The 19,604-nt window shown below is 59.4% G+C and carries 16 protein-coding genes; 6 read left to right on the plus strand and 10 right to left on the minus strand.

The genetic code is table 11. The annotated features are described in order from the left end of the window. Positions 1-11 precede the first annotated feature (11 nt). The 3 genes from ACP15L_RS18690 to ACP15L_RS18700 form a co-directional block, all read right to left on the minus strand. Positions 12-1,538, minus strand: a complete 1,527-nt coding sequence (locus ACP15L_RS18690) for an MFS transporter (protein WP_425085324.1) — start codon at positions 1,536-1,538, stop codon at positions 12-14. 77 nt (positions 1,539-1,615) lie between these two features. Beyond that, the gene (locus tag ACP15L_RS18695) at positions 1,616-1,975 is read right to left on the minus strand and encodes a hypothetical protein (RefSeq protein ID WP_425085325.1); all 360 of its coding nucleotides are present in this window, start codon (positions 1,973-1,975) and stop codon (positions 1,616-1,618) included. An 11-nt stretch (positions 1,976-1,986) separates the two neighbouring features. After that, positions 1,987-2,748, minus strand: coding sequence for a DUF6478 family protein (locus tag ACP15L_RS18700; RefSeq protein ID WP_425085326.1), 762 nt, complete (start codon positions 2,746-2,748; stop codon positions 1,987-1,989). Positions 2,749-2,952: 204 nt separating this feature from the next. Between ACP15L_RS18700 and ACP15L_RS18705 the strand changes: the two genes are divergently transcribed. Genes ACP15L_RS18705 through ACP15L_RS18720 form a run of 4 tightly spaced genes read left to right on the plus strand, consistent with a single transcriptional unit; the run spans position 2,953 to position 9,207 of the window. After that, entirely contained in the window at positions 2,953-6,060 is a 3,108-nt protein-coding gene (locus ACP15L_RS18705; RefSeq protein WP_425085327.1) for an ABC transporter transmembrane domain-containing protein, read from the plus strand. Then, positions 6,053-6,943, plus strand: a complete 891-nt coding sequence (locus ACP15L_RS18710; protein ID WP_425085328.1) for a lysostaphin resistance A-like protein — start codon at positions 6,053-6,055, stop codon at positions 6,941-6,943. Before ACP15L_RS18705 ends, ACP15L_RS18710 begins: the two co-directional genes overlap by 8 nt. 60 nt (positions 6,944-7,003) lie before the next feature. Continuing rightward, positions 7,004-7,936, plus strand: a complete 933-nt coding sequence (gene accD, locus ACP15L_RS18715) for an acetyl-CoA carboxylase, carboxyltransferase subunit beta (protein ID WP_425085329.1) — start codon at positions 7,004-7,006, stop codon at positions 7,934-7,936. Then, the gene (locus tag ACP15L_RS18720) at positions 7,933-9,207 is read left to right on the plus strand and encodes a bifunctional folylpolyglutamate synthase/dihydrofolate synthase (protein ID WP_425085330.1); all 1,275 of its coding nucleotides are present in this window, start codon (positions 7,933-7,935) and stop codon (positions 9,205-9,207) included. The genes accD and ACP15L_RS18720 overlap by 4 nt, the downstream gene beginning before the upstream one ends. A 73-nt stretch (positions 9,208-9,280) precedes the next feature. Here the strand turns inward: ACP15L_RS18720 and zapE are convergent, their stop codons facing one another. Beyond that, the gene (zapE, locus tag ACP15L_RS18725; protein WP_425085331.1) at positions 9,281-10,339 is read right to left on the minus strand and encodes a cell division protein ZapE; all 1,059 of its coding nucleotides are present in this window, start codon (positions 10,337-10,339) and stop codon (positions 9,281-9,283) included. A 149-nt stretch (positions 10,340-10,488) separates the two neighbouring features. Here zapE and ACP15L_RS18730 point away from each other — a divergent pair, with 149 nt between their 5' ends. Beyond that, positions 10,489-11,730, plus strand: a complete 1,242-nt coding sequence (locus ACP15L_RS18730; protein WP_425085332.1) for an MFS transporter — start codon at positions 10,489-10,491, stop codon at positions 11,728-11,730. Between the two features lie 84 nt (positions 11,731-11,814). Here ACP15L_RS18730 and ACP15L_RS18735 read toward each other — a convergent pair whose 3' ends face one another. The 4 genes from ACP15L_RS18735 to ACP15L_RS18750 all read right to left on the minus strand — a co-directional run bounded on the left by ACP15L_RS18735 (position 11,815) and on the right by ACP15L_RS18750 (position 15,596). Next, complete coding sequence (locus ACP15L_RS18735) at positions 11,815-12,270, minus strand: YaiI/YqxD family protein (RefSeq protein WP_170640178.1); 456 nt, start codon at positions 12,268-12,270, stop codon at positions 11,815-11,817. Next, a complete protein-coding gene (gene sthA / locus ACP15L_RS18740) occupies positions 12,267-13,724 on the minus strand; it encodes a Si-specific NAD(P)(+) transhydrogenase (RefSeq protein WP_425085333.1) in 1,458 nt (485 codons plus the stop codon). The genes ACP15L_RS18735 and sthA overlap by 4 nt, the downstream gene beginning before the upstream one ends. Before the next feature lie 3 nt (positions 13,725-13,727). Further along, entirely contained in the window at positions 13,728-14,561 is an 834-nt protein-coding gene (fghA, locus tag ACP15L_RS18745) for an S-formylglutathione hydrolase (RefSeq protein WP_419740751.1), read from the minus strand. A gap of 105 nt (positions 14,562-14,666) precedes the next feature. Beyond that, entirely contained in the window at positions 14,667-15,596 is a 930-nt protein-coding gene (locus ACP15L_RS18750; RefSeq protein ID WP_425085334.1) for an AEC family transporter, read from the minus strand. Positions 15,597-15,743: 147 nt separating this feature from the next. On the opposite strand from ACP15L_RS18750, the gene ACP15L_RS18755 reads away from it, so the two are divergent. Beyond that, on the plus strand, positions 15,744-16,361 hold the full coding sequence (locus ACP15L_RS18755) for a TetR/AcrR family transcriptional regulator (protein ID WP_425085335.1): 618 nt from the start codon (positions 15,744-15,746) through the stop codon (positions 16,359-16,361). A gap of 77 nt (positions 16,362-16,438) precedes the next feature. Here the strand turns inward: ACP15L_RS18755 and ACP15L_RS18760 are convergent, their stop codons facing one another. Both ACP15L_RS18760 and ACP15L_RS18765 read right to left on the minus strand, forming a co-directional pair. Beyond that, on the minus strand, positions 16,439-17,809 hold the full coding sequence (locus ACP15L_RS18760; protein ID WP_425085336.1) for an HlyD family type I secretion periplasmic adaptor subunit: 1,371 nt from the start codon (positions 17,807-17,809) through the stop codon (positions 16,439-16,441). Continuing rightward, the gene (locus ACP15L_RS18765; RefSeq protein WP_425085337.1) at positions 17,806-19,557 is read right to left on the minus strand and encodes a type I secretion system permease/ATPase; all 1,752 of its coding nucleotides are present in this window, start codon (positions 19,555-19,557) and stop codon (positions 17,806-17,808) included. The genes ACP15L_RS18760 and ACP15L_RS18765 overlap by 4 nt, the downstream gene beginning before the upstream one ends. Positions 19,558-19,604: the final 47 nt, after the last annotated feature.

Consider the following 19,604-nt stretch of genomic DNA (forward strand, 5'->3'; position numbering starts at 1 on the left):
GCGCGGCCCTTTCAACTTTCGATCTTGTGCAGCTTGGCTTCGTCCAGCATCAGCGCCAGAAGAATGCCCAACGAGACCGAAATCGTGGAAAAGATGAAGGCCATGCTCATGCCGCTGTCAAAGGCGGTTGTTAGGGCGGATTTGACCGTATCGACCTGATCCGCGCTCAGCTTTGCCATCACCGCATGTGCAGAGTCGGTGCTGAGGGAACCGCCATTGATCGCCCGTTGTTCGGCGTCGGTCAGATCAATCCCGGCAGCGGCTAGCTTCCCCCGAAGGGTAGACAACGATACCGCATACATGATGGCTGTCGCACAGGCGACCGAGATTGCTCCGTAGACCAGATGCGTCATGAAACTGAGGCCCCCAACCAGCCCGGCGCGTTCAGGTTTGACCGCGCAGACCGCAGCGGTTCCGGACGGTCCGACCGTCAAGGTCGCGCCCAGCCCGATCATGGCCATACCCGGCAGGATGTGGAAATAGCCCAAACTGCTGGGCAGGATCACGATACTAGCCGATCCCACCGTCGCCAGAACATAACCCCAAAACAGCAGGCGTTTGGGGCCGAAGTCATTGTAAAGTGTGCCAGAGACGATCGACCCCACTGCCAGCAGGATGGTCAGAGGGGCCAGCCCGAGCGCTGATTGGAAGGTCGACCAACCCAGCACCTTTTGCATGTATTGCGGGAAATACAGCAACGCGACAAAGGCGGCTGAGACGTTGAACATATTCAGTCCAAGCGTGATCAGAAATTCTCGATTCTGCATTAATTGCGGCAGCAAGAGCGGCTCTTTCACCCGCTTTTCAACGCGTGGAAACAGCAGGAACAGAACGGCGCTGACAAAGAAGAGCAGCAAAAGCGGGATCGACGACCAGCCCCAATCGGCTCCCACATCCAGCCCGTAGAGCAGAAGAAGAACAGCAAAGGAAAGGATACCCATACCGGCAAAGTCGATATGCTCGCCCTGTTTGTGCTGGGTCTCCCGCTCCATCAGGATCAAAGCGGTTGCCATCGAGATGCAGGAGAACACGACATTAGCGAGGAAGAAATACCGCCACTCGCCGAAACTGACAGCTAGCCCGCTGATCATTGGGCCAAACACATTGCCCGTTGTCACACCGGCCAGGATCAGCCCCATGACAAGCGCGCGGTGTTCCTGTTTCGATACTTTGGTGGCCCCAAAGGCCAAGGTGCAGGGCCAGACGCATCCTGCGCCAATGCCTTGCAAGGCGCGCGCGCCGATCAGGAAATCCAAGCCGGGCGCGAAGAAGCACATCACCGAGGCAAACAGAAAGATCGACAGGCCGATAATCATCACTCTGCGGTGTCCGTACATGTCGCCCAAACGCCCTCCGGCGACCATGGTCATGGCGAAGAACAGTGCGTAAATGTTCAGAACCCACTGGGTGCTGGTGATATCGCTGTCAAAGCTGCTTTCGATTGACGGAACCAGCATCAGAGCCCCGGTAAAGTCGATGCCGATGCCAAATGCGGTCACCATCAAGGCAATGACTTTGATGATATTTTTGCGATCCATGGCGGCTTCCGGAGTGTTGCGGCTGCCTCAATGATGCATGTAAATGGCGAAAAAGATAGGAAAACCCGGGTAGTGGCTCAGCTCGGGTCCCTGCAAATTCTGCGAAAAGCCCGCTTGAGCATGTCAAGCTCACCGCGCAATAGCTCAACTTCGGCGCGCAGATCATCGGCGGCAGGTTCGCCCGATATCACCGTGAAATCACCCAGTTTCCGGGCCGTTGAGCGCTCGGATATGACAAAGCAATGGACCCCGTCCGACAGAGCTGCGATCGGCACCGGGATGGTCACGGACCAGCCTTCCTCGACATCCGAGAGTGTAACACCTTCGACGTCCTCACCCCGGTACAGCACCTGAATATCCGGCTGGGTCTGGGTGCGCAGATGCCCTTGCCAAATTCCGTTCTCAAACCGGGTGCGGGTCAATAGTGGCTCAGTCATTCCCTATGACCTCACAAATCAGCGCGATGGTGGCGGCACAATGTCAGGTCGCGCAGAGTGACGCTGTTCATGCCGGGGTTTTCAAGGATTAGGTCCAACCAGACCTTCTCGATCCGTTTCTCATTCAACGGCAGATGGGCCAGATCGAAATCGACGCTGGACGACGGGTTGGTCAGATCAAGCTTGCGCAGAACCTGTTCGGTATTCGGGCCGCTAAGGATGTTCAGCCGGGCAAAGAGGTCGATCTCCTGCTCCGCGTCAATATGCGTGTCCAGGCGGATAAGGTGCTGCAGGCTAAGGTCCTGAGAGGCATCGCTAGGCAGTTGGATCGAAAGCGACAGAAAGCTGCCTTCGAAACCAAAGACCTCCATGCCCATATTGAAAGGGGCCAGATCACTGGACAGACGGTTGCGGTTCTGGCGCAGGGCGATCTCGGCCTGTGGGCAGTCGTGAAACACCTGCACCTGATCGCCCAGGGACGCTTTGCGCGGGGGTGAGGCAATGCCGGGCGTGGCAAGGGGCCAGCGCCACAGCTCGGGGCGCCAGCTCCAATCCGTGCCGATCGGTTTGGGAAACTGGTTCGAGCCGATTTGCGGATCGCGCAGCCGAATATCCGCCGTGTCAATCACCTGCCTAAGCTGTGTTTGCAGGGCGCGCGCGCTGTCGCGCTGGCGTCGCAGTTCGGCCTGAGGGGCGTCACCCGCCATCTGCGCGGCCTTGCGCCAGCGGTCCAAAACCCTGCGGTGAAAATAGCGTTCGAGAATCCTACCCATGGTCCCTTCGTCCGACGTAGGACCTCTTTAGTCAAAGACCGGGCAAGGGACAAACCCGGAATTTGGATCTGTCGGTTTTCGGCGCGTAAGGCCACCGTCGGTTCTTGCATTACGTGGGGTCTGTGCTTAGGGTCGGGCCTCTTGAAAAAGCGGGTCACCAGCAACCACGTCACGCATCAGTTTTTCATTCGACAAGGCCCGGCCATGGAACCCACCCTGTTTTCGTTCATATGGAAACACTCCAAAAAACAACAGCTTGTGCTGTTGGTTCTGACGGTTCTTTCGTTTCCGTTCCTGTATGCCTCGCTTGAGCTGCCCAAGCAGATCATCAACGATGCCATTGGTGCGCCCGCGGATACGGTCACGATCTGGGGGGTGACCGTCACGCAGATTCAATACCTTATGATCCTGTGTTTTGCCTTTCTGGCCACTGTGATCGCTAGCGGCTTGATGAAGATGCGCATCAACACGATGAAGGGCGTTCTGGCGGAACGGATGCTGCGTCGCTTGCGATTTACGCTGATCAACCGGTCGATGCGCTTTCCGAAATCGTATTTTGCCACCACCAGTCAGGGTGAGCTGGTGTCGATGATCACTTCCGAGGCCGAACCTATGGGTGGTCTGATGGGCGACGCCATCGCTCAGCCGGTGTTCCAGTTCGGTCAGATGATGACCATCGTCACCTTTCTGTTCATGCAGAGCGTCTGGTTCGGGCTGGCCAGTATCGCCCTCATACCGCTACAGGCGTGGTTGATCCCGAAACTGCAACGCCAGATCAACCTGCTGAACAAAGAACGCATTCAGGAGGTCCGCCACCTGAGTTCCGAGATCGGCGAAAGTGCCGCTGGCATAAGCGATTTGCGCACCAATGGCGGCTGGCGCTACCGATTGGCGCAATTTAGCTACCGTCTGGGGAACCTGTTCGAGATCCGCTTCAAGATCTACAACAAAAAGTTCTTCATGAAGTTCCTCAACAATCTGATCACTCAGATGACCCCGTTCTTGTTCTACTCGGTCGGGGGGTATCTGGCGATCACGGGTGAAGTGACTGTGGGTGCTCTGGTGGCGGCCTTGGGGGCCTACAAGGATTTGAGCGGCCCGTGGAAAGACCTGCTGACCTACTACAATCAGGTGCAGGACATGTCGCTGCGCTGGGAGATCGTGACCGAAAGATTCGCCCCGTCTAACATGATCCCCGAACACCTGTTCGAGGGCCGGCCTGAGGTCATCACGCACCTCACCGGCGATATCGAACTGCGGAACATCACCGTGCGCGATGATGACGGTAAAACCATTCTGGAAGACATCGATCTGAGAATTCCCAAGGGCGCGCGGGTGGCGATTCAGTCGACCAACGCGGCTGAACGCACCGCTCTGGCGCAGCTTCTGACGCGTGAGGTGGTGCCGGTTCAGGGCGAGGTCCTGCTGGCCGGGCATAATCTCAACGAACTGCATCAAGCGGTGATTGCTGCTCGGATCGGATACGCCTATTCGCGGCCCTACCTGTTCGATGGAACTCTGGGTGACAACCTGCTGATGCCGCTGCGCCCCTATCCTCAGCACGAAACTGAGGACAAGAAGGCCCCGACCCGCCGCCAGATCGAGGCCGTTCGGTCCGGCAATCCGACAGATTCGCTCGAGGATGAATGGGTCGATCCGGGGCTGGCCGGGCTGGACGATATCGACGACATCCGCGCGTGGTGGTTCCAACTGGTCGAGGCGATGGGCATTGACGAGTTCATGTTGCGCCGCACCCTACGCACGCAGTTTGACCCGAAACTGCATCCGCGCCTGGCGCAAGAGCTTGTCAAACTGCGCGAGACAGTGGCCCAGAAATTACAGGACAAGGGCCTCGATCGCTATGTCTATCGGTTCGATCCGGATCAGTTCAATCCCGCGGTGCCTTTGGGTGGCAACCTGCTGTTCGCCACGCCCGCGCGGGATATCACGCCCGAGTCATTGGCCGGTGATCAGCGGTTCCGAAACATGTTGCGCAGCCATGATCTGGCCGAAGAAGCAATGAACATGGCCAGCACCGTGATCGAGACGTTGGACCAGGCCTTTGGTCGCGATGGCACCGATCACCCTCTGTTCCTGCGGTTGGGCATGTCCAAGGACATGTATCACAGGCTTTTGGACATCAAGGATCGCCTGAAAACCAAAGGGGACAATGCGGTCTCAGAACCGGATTGTGCGCTGATGCTGACAGTACCGTTCCTATTGACGGCCGAGCAAATTGGCCCCGACTTTCCGAACGAGTACAAAGACAAGATCCTTGCGATCCGGAAACAGCAATCCGCTGCCATGCATGAGGCGCTGGATGGGATGTTCGTCCCACTGTCACCTGACGCCTACTTCCCGCGTCTGACCGTGATCGAGAATGTCCTTTACGGGCGCGTTTCTCTCATGGCGGGTGCGCACGCCGAAGAGATTGAAGATCTGGTCGCCCAAGCCGTGAATGAGGCCGGTCTGCGCCGCCGCGCTGCGGCCACCATGTTCGACCTGCCCTCGGGCTTGGGCGGGAACAACTTGCCCACGGTGTTCCAGGAACGCGCATCGTTCTCGCGTGCGGGTATCAAACGGCCCGATATCCTGATCCTCGACAAGGCGCTCGCCAGTCACGATTCGGAAAGCCGCCTGCGCACCCGGCTGCGCCTGCGGGAATTGCTGCCCGAGTCGATCATGATCTTCATGGAGGATCACTTTGCCCATCCCGAAGCCTATGACCTGTTCGTCGAGGTAAAGGATGGCCGCATCGACGGTGTCTCACGCACGCCCGTTCTGCATCAAGAGGGGGCTACTGCCGACCTCAGCAGAAAGCTCGAAATCATCTCGACCACCGAGCTTTTCTCGGGCATCGACGCGCGGAACCAACGGCTGCTGGCGTTCTCGGCACAATGGTATGACGTCGCCGCGGGGCAGGTGATCTTCTCGCGAGGGCAGACGGCGGACGCAGCCTACCTGTGCATTCGGGGTCAGGCCCGGTTGGACTGGTCGGATGAAGATGGCAACAAACGTCCCATTTCGATTGTTGAGCCGGGCCGCCTAATCGGGGACCTGTCGATCATCACCGGTGACCGCCGACAACTTGATCTGGTCGCTAACACAGATTGCGCCTTCCTGCGTATCGGAGCCGAAGAACTGCGCGCCGTTGTCGAAAGCGACGCCTCGGTCGCGACGCAGTTGCTGCAAACCGTCGCGGGATACCTGACTACGCTCGCCACGCGCGTGAACACGGTTGCCAACCCGGCGGATGTCTTCCCGGACGTGGTGCAGGAAACCGTTTCTGACGAGGGTCAACGTGATGATTGAACCCGCTGCCTACGCTGCGCATGAACATCTGGTGCGCGACGCCCGCGCGCGCCCTGATCTGTGGCGGCTGCTGGTCGGGCTGGTGATTGTTTGCGCGCTATATTTGGCGGCGAACACTGTTCTTTTTGCGGTTATAGGCGCCCTCATCCCCCCCTCTAAGGCCCAGGGGTTTTTGCGCGGCACGTCTCCCCTTGCGACATTTGTCCTGCTGGCCAGCTTTGGGTTTCTGACGATTGGCGTTGCTGTTGCTGCAAAACAGATGCAGCAAAGATCACTCTGGGCGATTCTCGGAGAGCGCCGCCTGGCAATCAGTCAATTCACACGGGTTTTGGTGGCCCTGGTGGTTCTCGGTCTGGCACTGGCAGCCCTACCGCCTTACGGAATGGGGGATCCGCTGACCCAGAACCTTGCCTTCTCGACCTGGATCTTACTGCTGCCGTTCGCAGCAGGCGCAGTGCTGATTCAGACCAGCGCCGAAGAGATCCTGTTTCGCGGCTACCTGCAGCAATCTCTGGCCGCGCGGTTTCAGTCACCGCTGATCTGGGTAGGCGTGCCTTCGGCCTTGTTTGCAGCGGGTCACTATGCGCCGGGGATTGCTGGCGACAACGCGCTGCTGGTTGCAGTCTGGTCCTGTGTGTTCGGCGTTCTGGCGGCTGATCTGACGGCTCGTTCTGGCACTTTGGGCCCAGCTATCGCCTTGCATTTCTTCAATAATGTGATCTCTCTCCTGATTATCTCATTGCCCGATACGCTCAGTGGTCTGGCCCTTTTCGTGCTGCCCTACGATATGTCGGACGGTGGAGTATTGCGGCAGTGGTTGTGGGTGGATTTCGGCTCGATGATGGTTTGCTGGCTGACAGCACGACTAGTCATCAGGCGCTGATTGCATTTCTTTCCGTAGCGTCTTATTTGACGTCAACGCCGCACAATCCAAGGCTCTGATATGAACTGGATCACAAACTACGTCCGCCCCCGGATCAACTCGATCTTCTCGCGCCGAGAAGTGCCAGAAAATCTGTGGCACAAATGCGATGAATGCGGAACGATGCTGTTCCATCGTGAATTGGCCGAAAACCAGAACGTCTGCACCCAGTGCGGTCACCATATGGCAATCACACCGCGTGATCGCTTTGGCCACCTGTTCGATGGCGGGATTTTCACCGAAGTTGCGGTGCCTGCGCCCAAAGATGACCCGCTGCAGTTCCGCGATCAGAAGAAATACCCCGATCGCATGAAGGCGGCCCAGAAGAAAACGGGCGAAAAAGAAGCCATGCTGGTCGCTACGGGCGAAATCGGGCGTACCCCGATTGTTGCGGCGGCGCAGGATTTCTCGTTTATGGGCGGTTCGATGGGCATGTATGTTGGCAACGCGATCATCGCCGCCGCGCAAGAGGCGGTTAAGCTAAAGCGCCCGCTGATCCTGTTCTCGGCCGCCGGCGGTGCCCGGATGCAGGAAGGCATCCTGAGCCTGATGCAGATGCCGCGTACCACCGTGGCCGTCGAGATGCTGAAAGAGGCGAACCTGCCCTATATCGTCGTTCTGACCCACCCAACCACCGGTGGTGTGACTGCATCTTACGCGATGCTGGGCGACGTGCATATCTCGGAACCCAACGCGCTGATCTGTTTTGCGGGTCCCCGCGTGATTGAGCAGACCATCCGTGAAAAGCTGCCCGAGGGGTTCCAGCGCGCCGAATACCTGCTGGACCACGGTATGCTCGACCGCGTGACCAAGCGCACCGAGCTGCGTGAAGAGCTGATCACCATCACCCGCATGCTGATGAACCAGCCTCCGGCGATCAAGGGCGATCTGCCTGCGCCTGAAACGGAAGCGGCCGCCGTAGACGCGCCTGCTGAAGATACGGATCAGAAATGACCGCCCAAACATCTGACGCCATCCTCGACCGGATGATGGCGCTACACCCCAAGATCATCGACCTGACCTTGGATCGCGTCTGGCGTTTGCTAGGGGCATTGGACAACCCGCAGAACAAGCTGCCGCCGGTGATCCATATCGCCGGAACCAACGGTAAGGGTTCGACGCAAGCGATGATCCGAGCCGGGCTTGAAGGGGCAGGGCTGTCGGCCCATGCCTATACTTCACCGCATCTCGCCCGGTTCCATGAACGCATTCGTTTGGCCGGAGAGCTGATCTCGGAACCCGACCTGACGGCGGTGCTTGATGAGTGCTACGCAGCCAATGGCGGCGAAAACATCACCTATTTCGAGATTACGACCTGCGCGGCCCTTCTGGCCTTCGCACGGGCCAAGGCGGATTACACCCTGCTCGAAGTCGGCCTCGGCGGGCGTCTGGACGCGACCAATGTGATCGAAAAACCTGCCGTGACGGTGATCACCCCGATCTCGATCGACCACGAGCAGTTTCTGGGTAATACGCTGGCGAAAATCGCCGCTGAAAAGGCCGGTATCATCAAACGCGGCGTACCTTGCATCGTCGGCCCGCAACCTGATGAGGCGATGGAGGTGATCGAACAGACCGCCGCACGCCTCGGCGCACCTCTGATTGCTTTCGGCCAGCACTGGCACGTCACCGAAGAGAATGGCCGCCTGATCTATCAGGACGAAACCGGCCTGCGTGACCTGCCTCTGCCCAACCTCTTGGGTGCCCACCAGATCCAGAACGCAGGAGCGGCTCTGGCCGTTCTGCGCTACCTCAACCTTGGTGACGCCGCTTATGAGGCCGCCGTTACCAAGGCTGAATGGCCCGCGCGGATGCAACGCCTCAAAACCGGCCCGCTCGTGCAAGCCGCAGGGCAGGCCGAGCTTTGGCTGGACGGAGGGCACAACGCCGCAGCTGGGATTGCTCTGGCCGAGGTTCTTTCGAACCTGCCGAAACGCCCGACCCACATGATCTGCGGTATGCTGAACACCAAAGATGTGGCAAGCTACCTTGCGCCGCTTGCCAAACAGGCTCAAAGCCTGACCGCCGTGTCCATCCCGGGTGAGGCCGCAACCCTCAGCGCCGAAGAAACTGCCGCTGCCGCTGCCAAGGTCGATCTGCCCGCATCAACTGCCAACAGCGTGGCCGAGGCGCTAGACACAATCGTCGCCAAAGACCCGCAGGCGCGTATTCTGATCTGCGGGTCCCTCTACCTTGCGGGCAACATCCTGCGCGAAAATGGCTAAGATCCGTCCGCAGGGCTTCATCTGGCTGAAAATATCCCGGGGGAGCCGCCAACGGCGGCGGGGGCCGAGCCCCCTACTTCCCCCAATCCTGATCCTGCATTTCCCGTAGGCGAGACGCGGTACGCTCAAACTCAAAGGTGCCTTCGCCCTCGACATACAGCATCTCGGGCTCGGCAGCTGCAGAACAGATCAACCGAACCTTGGCCTCATACAGCGCGTCGATCAACGTCACAAAGCGTTTGGCCTCATTGAAGTTGTTGCGCGACAGACGGGGAATATCCTCCAACACCAGAACCTTGACCGTTTCGGCGATAGCAAGATAGTCCCCAGGCCCCAACATCCGTCCACACAGGTCATAGAACGAGGCCCGCGCGACCCCATTGCGAAAAGCCGGGAGCTCAACGGCGCGGCCTTTGACCTGCAGGACCAAGGGCTCTGCCGTGCCTCCCGACAAATCCGCCCAAGCGGCGCGTATCTTCTCACGCGCCTCCGGGCCGATTGGCGAGAAATAGACCGGCGCGCCCTCAAGGCGGTTTTGGCGATAGTCGGTCGGCGAAACCAGCTCCCATACCTGAAGCTGCTCTTTGATATGGGCAATGAAGGGCAAAAACAGCTGTCGGTTCAAACCGTCCTTGTACAGATCATCCGGATGCCGATTCGAGGTCGTGACGATGACCACGCCCCCCGCATGCAGCAGATCAAACAGGCGTCCGACGATCATGGCATCGGTAATATCGGTGATCTGCATTTCATCAAACGCCAGCAGCTTGACCGATTTCACGACCTCCTGCGCGACCGGGGCAAGCGCGTCTTCGACGCCATCCTTGCGTGCCTTGTGCATACCCGCATGGATTTCCTGCATGAACGCGTGAAAATGAACCCTCCGCGCTGATATGTCTTCCAACGCGTCCACGAACATATCCATCAGCATGGATTTCCCACGCCCAACCCCGCCCCACAGGTACAACCCTTTGGGTGGTGGTGGAGCCTTGCGGAACAAGCCTCGCTTCACCGGTGCGCTCAATTCGGCCCGGATACGTTCGAAATGCGGCAGAACGGCTTCCTGCGCGTCATCCCGTGTCAGAGACCCATCGGAGATACGTTCATTATAAAGCGAAATCAGATCCGTCATGGGTTTGAGCCATAGCGCCCGCACTACGCGTTGAAAAGCGGGCATTTTCAGGCATGCATCAATTTTCCTTATGTCGAACCGCAAATCTACTGAATTGACGGGCCGCCGAAAAACAGTAGCGTCGCAAGACTGGTTTGTCTGAGGGTCCTATGCCGCACTCCGCACGTTTGCTGAATCCAATTCTGATCGTGGGCTGTATCATCATTACAGTCAGTTTCGCGGTGCGCGCTTCGTTCGGGGTGTTCCAGATCCCGATCGCCTCTGAGTTCGGCTGGCTGCGGACAGATTTTTCAATGGCAATTGCGATCCAGAACCTGGCCTGGGGCATCGGTCAGCCGATCTTTGGCGCTATCGCTGAAAAGATCGGCGACCGAAAGGCCATTGTTCTTGGTGCGCTGACTTATGCCGCCGGTATGGTGCTTTCAGCTTGGTCCGTCACTCCGTTCGAACACCAAATCTACGCATGGTTGGTCGGGTTTGGCATTGCAGGGACCGGCTTCGGCGTGGTTCTGGCTGTGGTTGGGCGGGCATCCTCTGACGCAAACCGATCCATGTCTTTGGCCATCGTGACGGCTGCGGGCAGTTTCGGTCAGGTTTTGGGCGCGCCAACGGCCGAATGGATGCTGACCTTCCTACCCTGGCATCAGGTCTATATCGTGTTCGCCGTCGCTATTCTCTGCCTCGTGCTGATCCTGCCCTTCATGCGTGCGCCTCAGCAAAGCATTAAGGCCGAGCTGGAGGAAAGCATGGGTCAAATCTTGGGGCGTGCCCTTCGAGACCCGTCTTATACGCTGATCTCACTCGGCTTTTTCAGCTGTGGCTATCAGCTCGGCTTTATCACAGCTCACTTCCCAGCATTCGTGACCGAGATGTGCGGCCCCATCCAGCCGGGTGGCGTGTTGCATTCGATAGGCATAACGACCACGTCCGCCTTGGGTGCGTTGTCTATTTCGCTGATCGGACTGGCCAATATCGGCGGCACGCTTTTGGCAGGCTGGGCTGGGAACCACTTCCCTAAGAAATACTTGCTGGCCATCGTATATACGGCGCGCACGCTGGCTGCTGTCGTGTTCATCATTTTTCCGATCACCCCAATTTCGGTCATCGTTTTTTCGTTGGCTATGGGCTCTCTCTGGCTGGCCACAATACCACTGACATCCGGTTTGGTCGCGCATCTCTACGGGCTGCGCTACATGGGTACGCTGTATGGAATTGTCTTCCTCAGCCACCAACTTGGGAGCTTCCTTGGCATCTGGCTGGGCGGGCGGATGTATGACGTCTATGGCGACTACACAATGGTTTGGTGGATCGGTATCGCCGTGGGCGCGTTTAGCGCGATTGTCCACCTGCCTATTCGCGAGAACCGAGGGCCGACCCCCGCCGCTGCCTAGCTGGGCGCACCCGCAGCGCGGCACGCGCTGCCTGGCCCAACAGGCGAGAGCGCATCTTTGATGCGACGTCAACTGGCGGGAGGGTTAGCCGCGCAGCGCCGCTCGCAGTTCCCGCTCCAGAGCGTCCAAGAACCGCGAGCGATCGGCTTTCCCAAACGGTTTGCCGCCACCCCCTGCGCCCAGAGGGTTAGCCGCGCGCAAATCCGCCATCAGGTCGCGCATCGCCAGTTGCTGGCCGATATTCGCAGCGGTGAAAGCCTCGCCATTGGGCCGTAGCACACGGGCACCGGCCTCGACACACTTGGCGGCCAGCGGGATGTCCGAGGTGACCACCACATCGCCGGCACCGCAGCGCTCGGCGATCCATTTGTCGGCCTCATCCGCGCCCTCTGCGACAATGACGACCTGCACCAGAGGGTTTGCCGATGGCCGCAACCCGCCATTCGACACCAGCGCCATGGGCACCTTGTGTCGGGTTGCGACCCGCTCAGCCTCAGCTTTCACCGGGCAGGCGTCCCCATCGACATAGAGCGTTGTCACGCCTTCTTTGCCTCTTTCTTTGCGGGTTCAACAGGCTTTTTCTTGACCTTGAACTCTTCGGGGATCGGCATCCGATTGAACGCGTCCAGACCCGCGATCTTATAGGCCTCGGCCAGCGTCGGATAGTTGAAAGTGTTCTGCACGAAGTAGTCCACGGTGCCCTTCAGGTTCAGCACGGCTTGGGCGATATGGATCAGCTCCGTCGCGCCTTCGCCTACGATCTGCACACCAAGCACCCGGCGAGTTTTCAGGGAAAACAGCATCTTCAACATGCCATGTTCCAACCCCATAATATGCCCGCGCGAGGTCTCGCGGAACCGCGCCACGCCGACCTCATAGGGGATGCCGCGCTCCTGCAACTCTTCCTCGGACATGCCGCAGGTCGAGATTTCGGGCACGGAATAGATCCCGTAAGGATACCACGGGCTTTCCGGCAGGGTCGGGGTTTCAAGCGCATGACAGGCCGCCACGCGTCCCTGTTGCAACGAGGTTGAGGCCAGCGAAGGGTGCCCGATCACGTCTCCCGTAGCGTAGACATGCGGCACTTCGGTCTGGTAGGTCTTGCGATCCACGCTGATCCGGTTGCGGTGATCGGTTTCAACACCAACAGCCTTCAGATTCAGTGTCGAGGTCGCGCCCATGCGTCCGGCAGCAAACAACAGCATCTCGGCCCGGACGTGACGGCCGTTCTCAAGGGTGACCTCGATATGCTCGCCCGCATCTTCGATCTTTTCGACGGCCGAGCCGAGCCGAAGATCCACTCCATTCTCACGGATTTGATGGGTGAAATCGTGGATCAGGCGTTTGTCGATGAAATCCAGGAAGGTGTCGCGCGGCTCGATCAGGGTGACACGGACATCCAGGGCCGAAAACATGGTGGCGTATTCCACGCCAATCACCCCGGCACCGATAACGACCAGCGACCGAGGGATCTCGGCCATTTCAAGGAATTCATCGCCATCCACAACGGTTTTGCCGTTGAAAGGCACATAGTCCGGGCGATAGGTTTTTGTTCCGGTCGCAATCAGGAATTTTGCGGCGGTCAGGCGGGTTTTTTCACCGCTATCCGTCGCCACCTCGATCTCATGCGGGCCCGTGAACGAGGCCAACCCGTTCAGAGTATCCACATGGTTTCGGTTGAACTGATGCTCCAGCACGTCAACTTCGTGGTCGAGTGTCATGTGCAGCCGGGCCTTCAGGTCCTCGGCGCGGATCTGCTCTTTGACCCGGTAAGAGCGGCCGTAAAAGCTGCGCTCGCGCCAGCCCGAAAGGTTCAGCACGGTTTCACGCAGGGTTTTGGACGGGATCGTGCCGGTATGCACCGATACGCCTCCGAAACGATCGTGCCGGTCGATCACCAACACCCGCCGCTTCAATTTGCCCGCCTGAATCGCCGCCGACCGGCCCGAGGGGCCAGACCCGATGATGATCAGGTCATAGTCATACTTGCTCATGCCTCAGTCTCCGTACAGCGCTTCGGCGTGGAACGTGATGTGGTCTTCCATGAAGGTGGACACGAAGAAATAGGAATGGTCATAGCCCGGTTGGAGACGATAGGTCGCCTGCTGGCGGCGCTCGGCGATGGCCGAAGCCAAAGTTTCGGGGCGCAGAAGGTCGATGAACTGGTCGTTCGCACCGGTGTCGATCAGGACAGGGCCGTCAAATCCGACCTCTTTCATCAGGAGCGATGCGTCGTGCTTGCCCCAAACGGCCTCATCATCGCCCAGATAGGCGCTCAGCTGTTTGCGGCCCCAATCTGCGCCGGTCGGGTTCGAGATTGGCGCAAAGGCCGATACCGAGCGATAGCGCCCCGGCAGGTTCATCGCCAGTGTCAGCGCACCATGGCCGCCCATCGAATGGCCGGTGATAGCCTGACGGTCCGTGTCGATGGCAAAATTCTCAGCGATCAACGCGGGCAGTTCCTCGGCCACATAGTCCCACATGTTGAAATGTGGGACCCACGGGGTTTGCGTTGCGTTGACGTAGAAACCCGCGCCTTGGCCAAGATCATAGTCTTCGTGGTCCGCGACGCCTTCGCCGCGGGGCGATGTGTCGGGGAACACGATGGCGATGCCCTGTTCGGCGGCCCAGGCCTGTGCACCGGCCTTGGTCATCGCGTTTTCATGGGTGCAGGTCAGGCCAGACAGGTACCACAGGACCGGAACGGGGCCGTCCATGGCCTCGGCAGGCAGGAACAGGCCAAAGGTCATATCGCATTGGCAGGTGGTCGAGGCATGGCGGTAGACACCTTGCACACCACCAAAACAGGCATTTTCCGAAAGGGTTTCCATCTGGTCGAGTCCTTAGTCTATAGTCGCGCCATGGCTATCGCCCTATGGACGCGGCGTAAAGTGCGGCAGTCACCCTGTGCATGACTTTTTGGTGGGGTTGCACGCTCACAAAGCGGTAAGCCATCCGATGATCAGCGGAACCGTCAGAATACTGGCCGCCGTAGACAGCAGGATCGCCGCCGAGGCGCGATGAGGCGCGACCCCATAATGCGCCGCCAACATGTAGACGTTGCCCGCAACCGGTAGCGCAGCGGCGGCAATTGCAACCGTGGCTGAGAATGTATCGACTGGAACCAGCCACAGCAGGGCGACGGCGACACAGGCGGGGTGGACGATCAGCTTGCAAAAGCTCAGCCAGCCCGCGATTTGGACCCGTTCGGCCGATTTCCCAGCCAGCGAGGCGCCGATTGCGAACAGTGCTCCGGGCGTTGCGGCCCCACCCAGAATGGTCAGAAAATCATTCATCGGGCCGGGCACCGGAATCTGCAGCGCCGACCAGATCAATCCGGCCGAGATCGACACGATCATCGGATTCTTGAGCAACCCAAACCCGATCAGGCGCAGCGTTTTGACCGTTAGCTTTCCGTCCCGGCCGCCATTGATCAGGATCACGATGAGCGAGGAAAACACCACCAGATCCACCGCAAGGATCAGCATAACAGGCCCGATCGCGGCCTCGGACAGCAGCATGGCCAGCATGGGTAGGCCGAGAAACCCGACATTGCCTATTGCAGCACACTGTGCCTCAACCGCTGCGGTCGGGATGTCGAGGCCCCGTATCCAAGCCACCAGCGACGCCAGAGCATAGACCGCCAGTGTGCCGATCAGATAACCGACGATCAGCCGCCCATTGAAGATCTCGGCAAAGGGCAGTGTGGCGGCAAAGCGAAACAGCATGGCCGACAGGGCAAAGAAAAAGACGAATTTCGTCAGATAGGCGGTGGCTTCCTCTGTGAAAAACCGCGCGCGCCCGGCCCAGTAACCCAGGCCGATGATTACGAAGAAGGGAAGGGTGCGCAGAAAGATCTCGACCATATGTACCCTCCTAACATGGATTGCGCGACCTGCAAGTCACGGATCGAACGGCGTTTTGTGTGACGGCCCGTCAGAAAACACCAAGAATCCTTGTGTCTGAACAAATCGGTTTATAAATTCGTTCCACAACCCGCTGAAGGAGCCATCATGACCCAATCCGCCACCATCCTGCGCACCGGCCGAAAATTCGACCAGGTTCTGCGCGGGGCCCGAGAAGTTTTTCTCGCGGATGGGTTCGAGGGGGCCAGTGTGGATGACATCGCGCGGGCGGCGGGTGTCTCGAAGGCGACGCTATATAGCTATTTCCCCGACAAGCGCCTGCTGTTTATTGAGGTGGCGCAAACCGAATGCCGACGCATGGCCGAGCGTGTGATCTCGATGATCGACGAAACCAAACCCGTGCGTGAGGTTCTGACGATTACCGCGACGCAGTTGGTCAGCTTTTTCGTGTCGGATTTCAATCGCCAGATTTTCCGCGTTTGCGTGGCTGAACGGGATCGTTTCCCGGAACTTGGACGCGTCTTTTACGAAGCTGGGCCTCAGAACGGTCAGCGCAAGATGGTCGAGTATCTGGAAAAGGCCGTCGCCAAGGGCGAATTGGCAATCGAGGACGTGACGATCGCAGCAGAACAATTCGCCGAGCTGTGCAAAGTGCGACTATGGCTGCGCGCCGCCTTTGGCATTCAGGAAGAGTTCTCCCAGGCCGAGATCGACGAGGTTGCCCTGCAAGCTGTCGACATGTTCATGGCCCGCTACGGCGTTTGACAAAGTGAAATGGTCTGCAGCCCAATCTGCAGACCATTCCCACTGGTTAAAATTTTACTCGTTACCTGGGTACCCACTCACTCAATAAAGGTTTTGGCCAACCGGTCGCTGATGGGTTGTGACAGATAGGCGATCACGGCCCTCTCGCCGGTATTGACGAACAGATCAGCCGGCATACCGGGCACCAGATCCAGCGCTGCCACCGCTTCGGGCTGCTTGGCATCCAGTTTGACCCGCGCCTTGTAGTAGGGCTCGCCCGTGCGTTCGTCTTCTAAAGCGTCGGCCGATATGTCGAAGATCTTGCCGCTGGCCTCGGGGACGTCTGCCTGTGCAAATGCGGACAGGCGGATGCGGGTGGACTGGCCGATCCGCAGTTTGTCGATATCACCGGTTTTGACCCGCGCCTCGACAATCAGCGCCTGATCCGCCGGGACAATGTCCATGATGTGTTCGCCCGGACGAATGACGCCGCCCGTGGTTGAGGCCGCCAGATTGACCACGCGCCCGCTGGTCGGGGCCAACAGCTCGATCCGCTTGCGGCGCTCGGCGGTGCCTGCATATTGCGGGTGCACGAGATCAAGCTGCGCTTCGACCACTGCCAGCTCGCCCGCGATCACCTCATCCCGCAGCTTTTGCTGGCTGATCAGCGTCAGCTCCAATTCTCTGACCTGATTTTCGGCCTGCGCAATTTGGGTGCGCAGTGAGGCATCGACACCGTAGAGACGCTGCAGCTCAATCTGGCGTGAGCTGACGCGGGTAGCTGCCACCAGCCCTTTGTCCAGCAGGGTCTGCAGGTTGGTCAGTTCGATCAGAGTGATCTCGATCTGGTTTTGGGTTCTGACACGCTGTTCGGCCAGCCCCTGCGCCTCATCCTTCAGGCCCGAAATCCGCTGTTCGTTGATCCGGGTTTCTGTCTGGCGGGCGCGGGCTTCGGTGTCAAACAGCTGTTTCTGCGTCAGATAGGCGGATGCCCAGTGCAGCCGCTCCATGCCCGCCTGAAAACCAGCCATGGCCGAAGCCTCATCAAACCGGTCCTGACCGCTCATCTGTGCCAGCAGGCGGGCGCGGCGCACCGAAAGCTCACCCATCTGGCTGCCCAACACGTTCAGGTCGACGTCGATATCGGTGCTGTCCAGCCGGATCAGAGGTTGGCCTGCCTGAACGAAATCTCCGTCGGCAATCAGGATGTCGCGGATGATGCCACCGTCCAGATGCTCGACCGTTTTGCGATCGCCTTCGACCACGAATGAGGCAGGGGCAACCACCGCCCCGTCCAGTTTCGAGGCGAAAGCCCAGTAGGCGCTGCCTCCGACAAAGGCCATCAGGGTGATCACGCCGACCCAGACATAGCGTCCGATCCGGGGGGAGGCGTCCGAGATGTCGATGAACTCTGCCTCATTTAGCGACAGCGCATTGCGAGAGGCGTTGTGCGGGACAATCTGTGTCATTGGGCTGCTCCTGTGATTTGCGTTTCCGGGACGGGCTGAGGGGTCGGGCGAGTGCCCTTGCCCGAACTGTCCAGAACATTGCGGCGATTGACTTTCAGCACGTCATCCTTGTCGCCAAACTGGGTCTGGGACCCGTTGCGCATGACCATGACCTTGTTGGCGGCCTGCAAGGTTGCAGGGCGGTGGGTCATGACGATGGCGATGGAGCCGCGGGCCTGAGTGGCCAGGATGGCATCGCGCAAGGCCTGTTCCCCTTCGGCATCCAGATCCGAGTTCGGCTCATCCAGAACCAACACAAACGGGTCACCATAAAGCGCGCGGGCAAGGGCCAGACGTTGCCGCTGACCTCCGGACAGGAAGAACCCCTGACCGATGCGCGTTTCATAGCCTTCGGGCAGGGCGCTGATCATTTCGTGAATGCCAGCCTCCTGCGCGACGCGGAAAACCTCGGCGTCGTCGATGGCGACAGAAAAACGAGCGATGTTTTCGCGGATCGTGCCGTCGAACAGCTCGACATCCTGCGGCAGGTAGCCGATCTGTTTGCCCAGATCCTCGGCGTTCCATTTCGACATCGGGCTGCCATCCAGCAGAACCTCACCCCGTTGCGGGTGCCAGATCCCGGCCAGCATCTTGCCCAGCGTCGTCTTGCCCGAGCCGCTATGGCCGATGACAGCCAGAACGTCACCTGCAGACAGATTGAAGTCGATCCCCCGAATGGTGGCATTGATCGCGCGCGGCGGCCCGGCCTGAGCAATTTTCACGTCCAGCGTCTTGAAGGCGCGGGGCAGGTGCAGGTTGGGTGTTTCCTCGGCGAAATCCTCGGTCAGCGCTTTGATCTTGGCGTATGATCCGCGGGCGGCGAGAAAGCCACGCCATTGTCCGATGAGCTGATCAATCGGCGCCAACGCCCGCGCCAAGACGATGGTGGCGGCGATCATGACACCAGCGGTGGATTCGCCGGTAATGGCAAGGGCCGCGCCCAAACCCAGAATGGCCGATTGCAGCCCCATCCGGATGGTCTTGGACAGGACCGAAAAGCCAGCGATACGGTCAGCCGCGCGTGTTTTATGGGCGTGCGCGTCGATTTGCAGGGCGGTCCAGCGGCGCACCAGATCAGATTTCATGCCCAGCGCGTGGACCAGTTCGGCATTGCGATCCGAGGTCTTGAACAGCGCGTCCGAGCGCCCTCGGGCCTCGGCGGCGTTTCGCATCGGTTTTTGCGCGCGGGCGTTGTTTATCAGCGCCATGACGGTCAGGGTTACGGCTCCGGCCAGTCCTAGCAGGCCCAGCAGGGGATGCAGGACGTAGAGGACCAGCAGGTAGATCGGAATCCACGGCGCGTCGAAAAAGGCGGTCAGGGTCGAGCCCGAGATGAACTCACGAAATCCGTTGACGTCGTCGACCAGATTCTCGGCACTCCGCGCTTCGCCCTGAACCCGGCGGCGCATAGCGGCCCCCAGAACAGGCGCGCCGACGGCCATCTCGAACCGGGCGGCCAGGCGGCCCAGGATGCGCATCCGCATCAGGTCGAGGCAGGCGATCACGACAAAGACGCCACCCAGCAGAAGGGTCAGCGCGATCAGCGTGTCGACATTCTGGCTGGTCAGGACCCGGTCATAGACCTGCAGCATGTAGAGCGGCCCGGTCAGCATCAGCAGGTTGAGAAACAGGCTGAAGAAAGCGACGGCAACAAACCCTTTGCGCAACGAGGCCCATGCGGTTTGTACGGGGTTGGATTTCTGAAACATCGTCTTGCCCTTTTCCGGTTTGGCAAATGGGGCGGTGTGACCCGCCC

Origin of the sequence: Ruegeria profundi (assembly GCF_049800715.1) — a bacterium.
GTDB classification, from domain to species: Bacteria; Pseudomonadota; Alphaproteobacteria; order Rhodobacterales; family Rhodobacteraceae; genus Ruegeria; species Ruegeria profundi_A.

Bases quoted from the DNA above. Each gene is read 5' to 3' on its own strand.
- ACP15L_RS18705 (WP_425085327.1), top strand. From the start codon at position 2,953: ATGGAACCCACCCTGTTTTCGTTCATATGGAAACACTCCAAAAAACAA.
- ACP15L_RS18690 (WP_425085324.1), bottom strand. From the start codon at position 1,538: ATGGATCGCAAAAATATCATCAAAGTCATTGCCTTGATGGTGACCGCA.
- accD (WP_425085329.1), top strand. From the start codon at position 7,004: ATGAACTGGATCACAAACTACGTCCGCCCCCGGATCAACTCGATCTTC.
- ACP15L_RS18750 (WP_425085334.1), bottom strand. From the start codon at position 15,596: ATGGTCGAGATCTTTCTGCGCACCCTTCCCTTCTTCGTAATCATCGGC.
- sthA (WP_425085333.1), bottom strand. From the start codon at position 13,724: ATGAGCAAGTATGACTATGACCTGATCATCATCGGGTCTGGCCCCTCG.
- ACP15L_RS18695 (WP_425085325.1), bottom strand. From the start codon at position 1,975: ATGACTGAGCCACTATTGACCCGCACCCGGTTTGAGAACGGAATTTGG.
- ACP15L_RS18700 (WP_425085326.1), bottom strand. From the start codon at position 2,748: ATGGGTAGGATTCTCGAACGCTATTTTCACCGCAGGGTTTTGGACCGC.
- ACP15L_RS18765 (WP_425085337.1), bottom strand. From the start codon at position 19,557: ATGTTTCAGAAATCCAACCCCGTACAAACCGCATGGGCCTCGTTGCGC.
- ACP15L_RS18760 (WP_425085336.1), bottom strand. From the start codon at position 17,809: ATGACACAGATTGTCCCGCACAACGCCTCTCGCAATGCGCTGTCGCTA.
- ACP15L_RS18710 (WP_425085328.1), top strand. From the start codon at position 6,053: ATGATTGAACCCGCTGCCTACGCTGCGCATGAACATCTGGTGCGCGAC.
- ACP15L_RS18730 (WP_425085332.1), top strand. From the start codon at position 10,489: ATGCCGCACTCCGCACGTTTGCTGAATCCAATTCTGATCGTGGGCTGT.
- zapE (WP_425085331.1), bottom strand. From the start codon at position 10,339: ATGACGGATCTGATTTCGCTTTATAATGAACGTATCTCCGATGGGTCT.
- ACP15L_RS18720 (WP_425085330.1), top strand. From the start codon at position 7,933: ATGACCGCCCAAACATCTGACGCCATCCTCGACCGGATGATGGCGCTA.
- fghA (WP_419740751.1), bottom strand. From the start codon at position 14,561: ATGGAAACCCTTTCGGAAAATGCCTGTTTTGGTGGTGTGCAAGGTGTC.
- ACP15L_RS18755 (WP_425085335.1), top strand. From the start codon at position 15,744: ATGACCCAATCCGCCACCATCCTGCGCACCGGCCGAAAATTCGACCAG.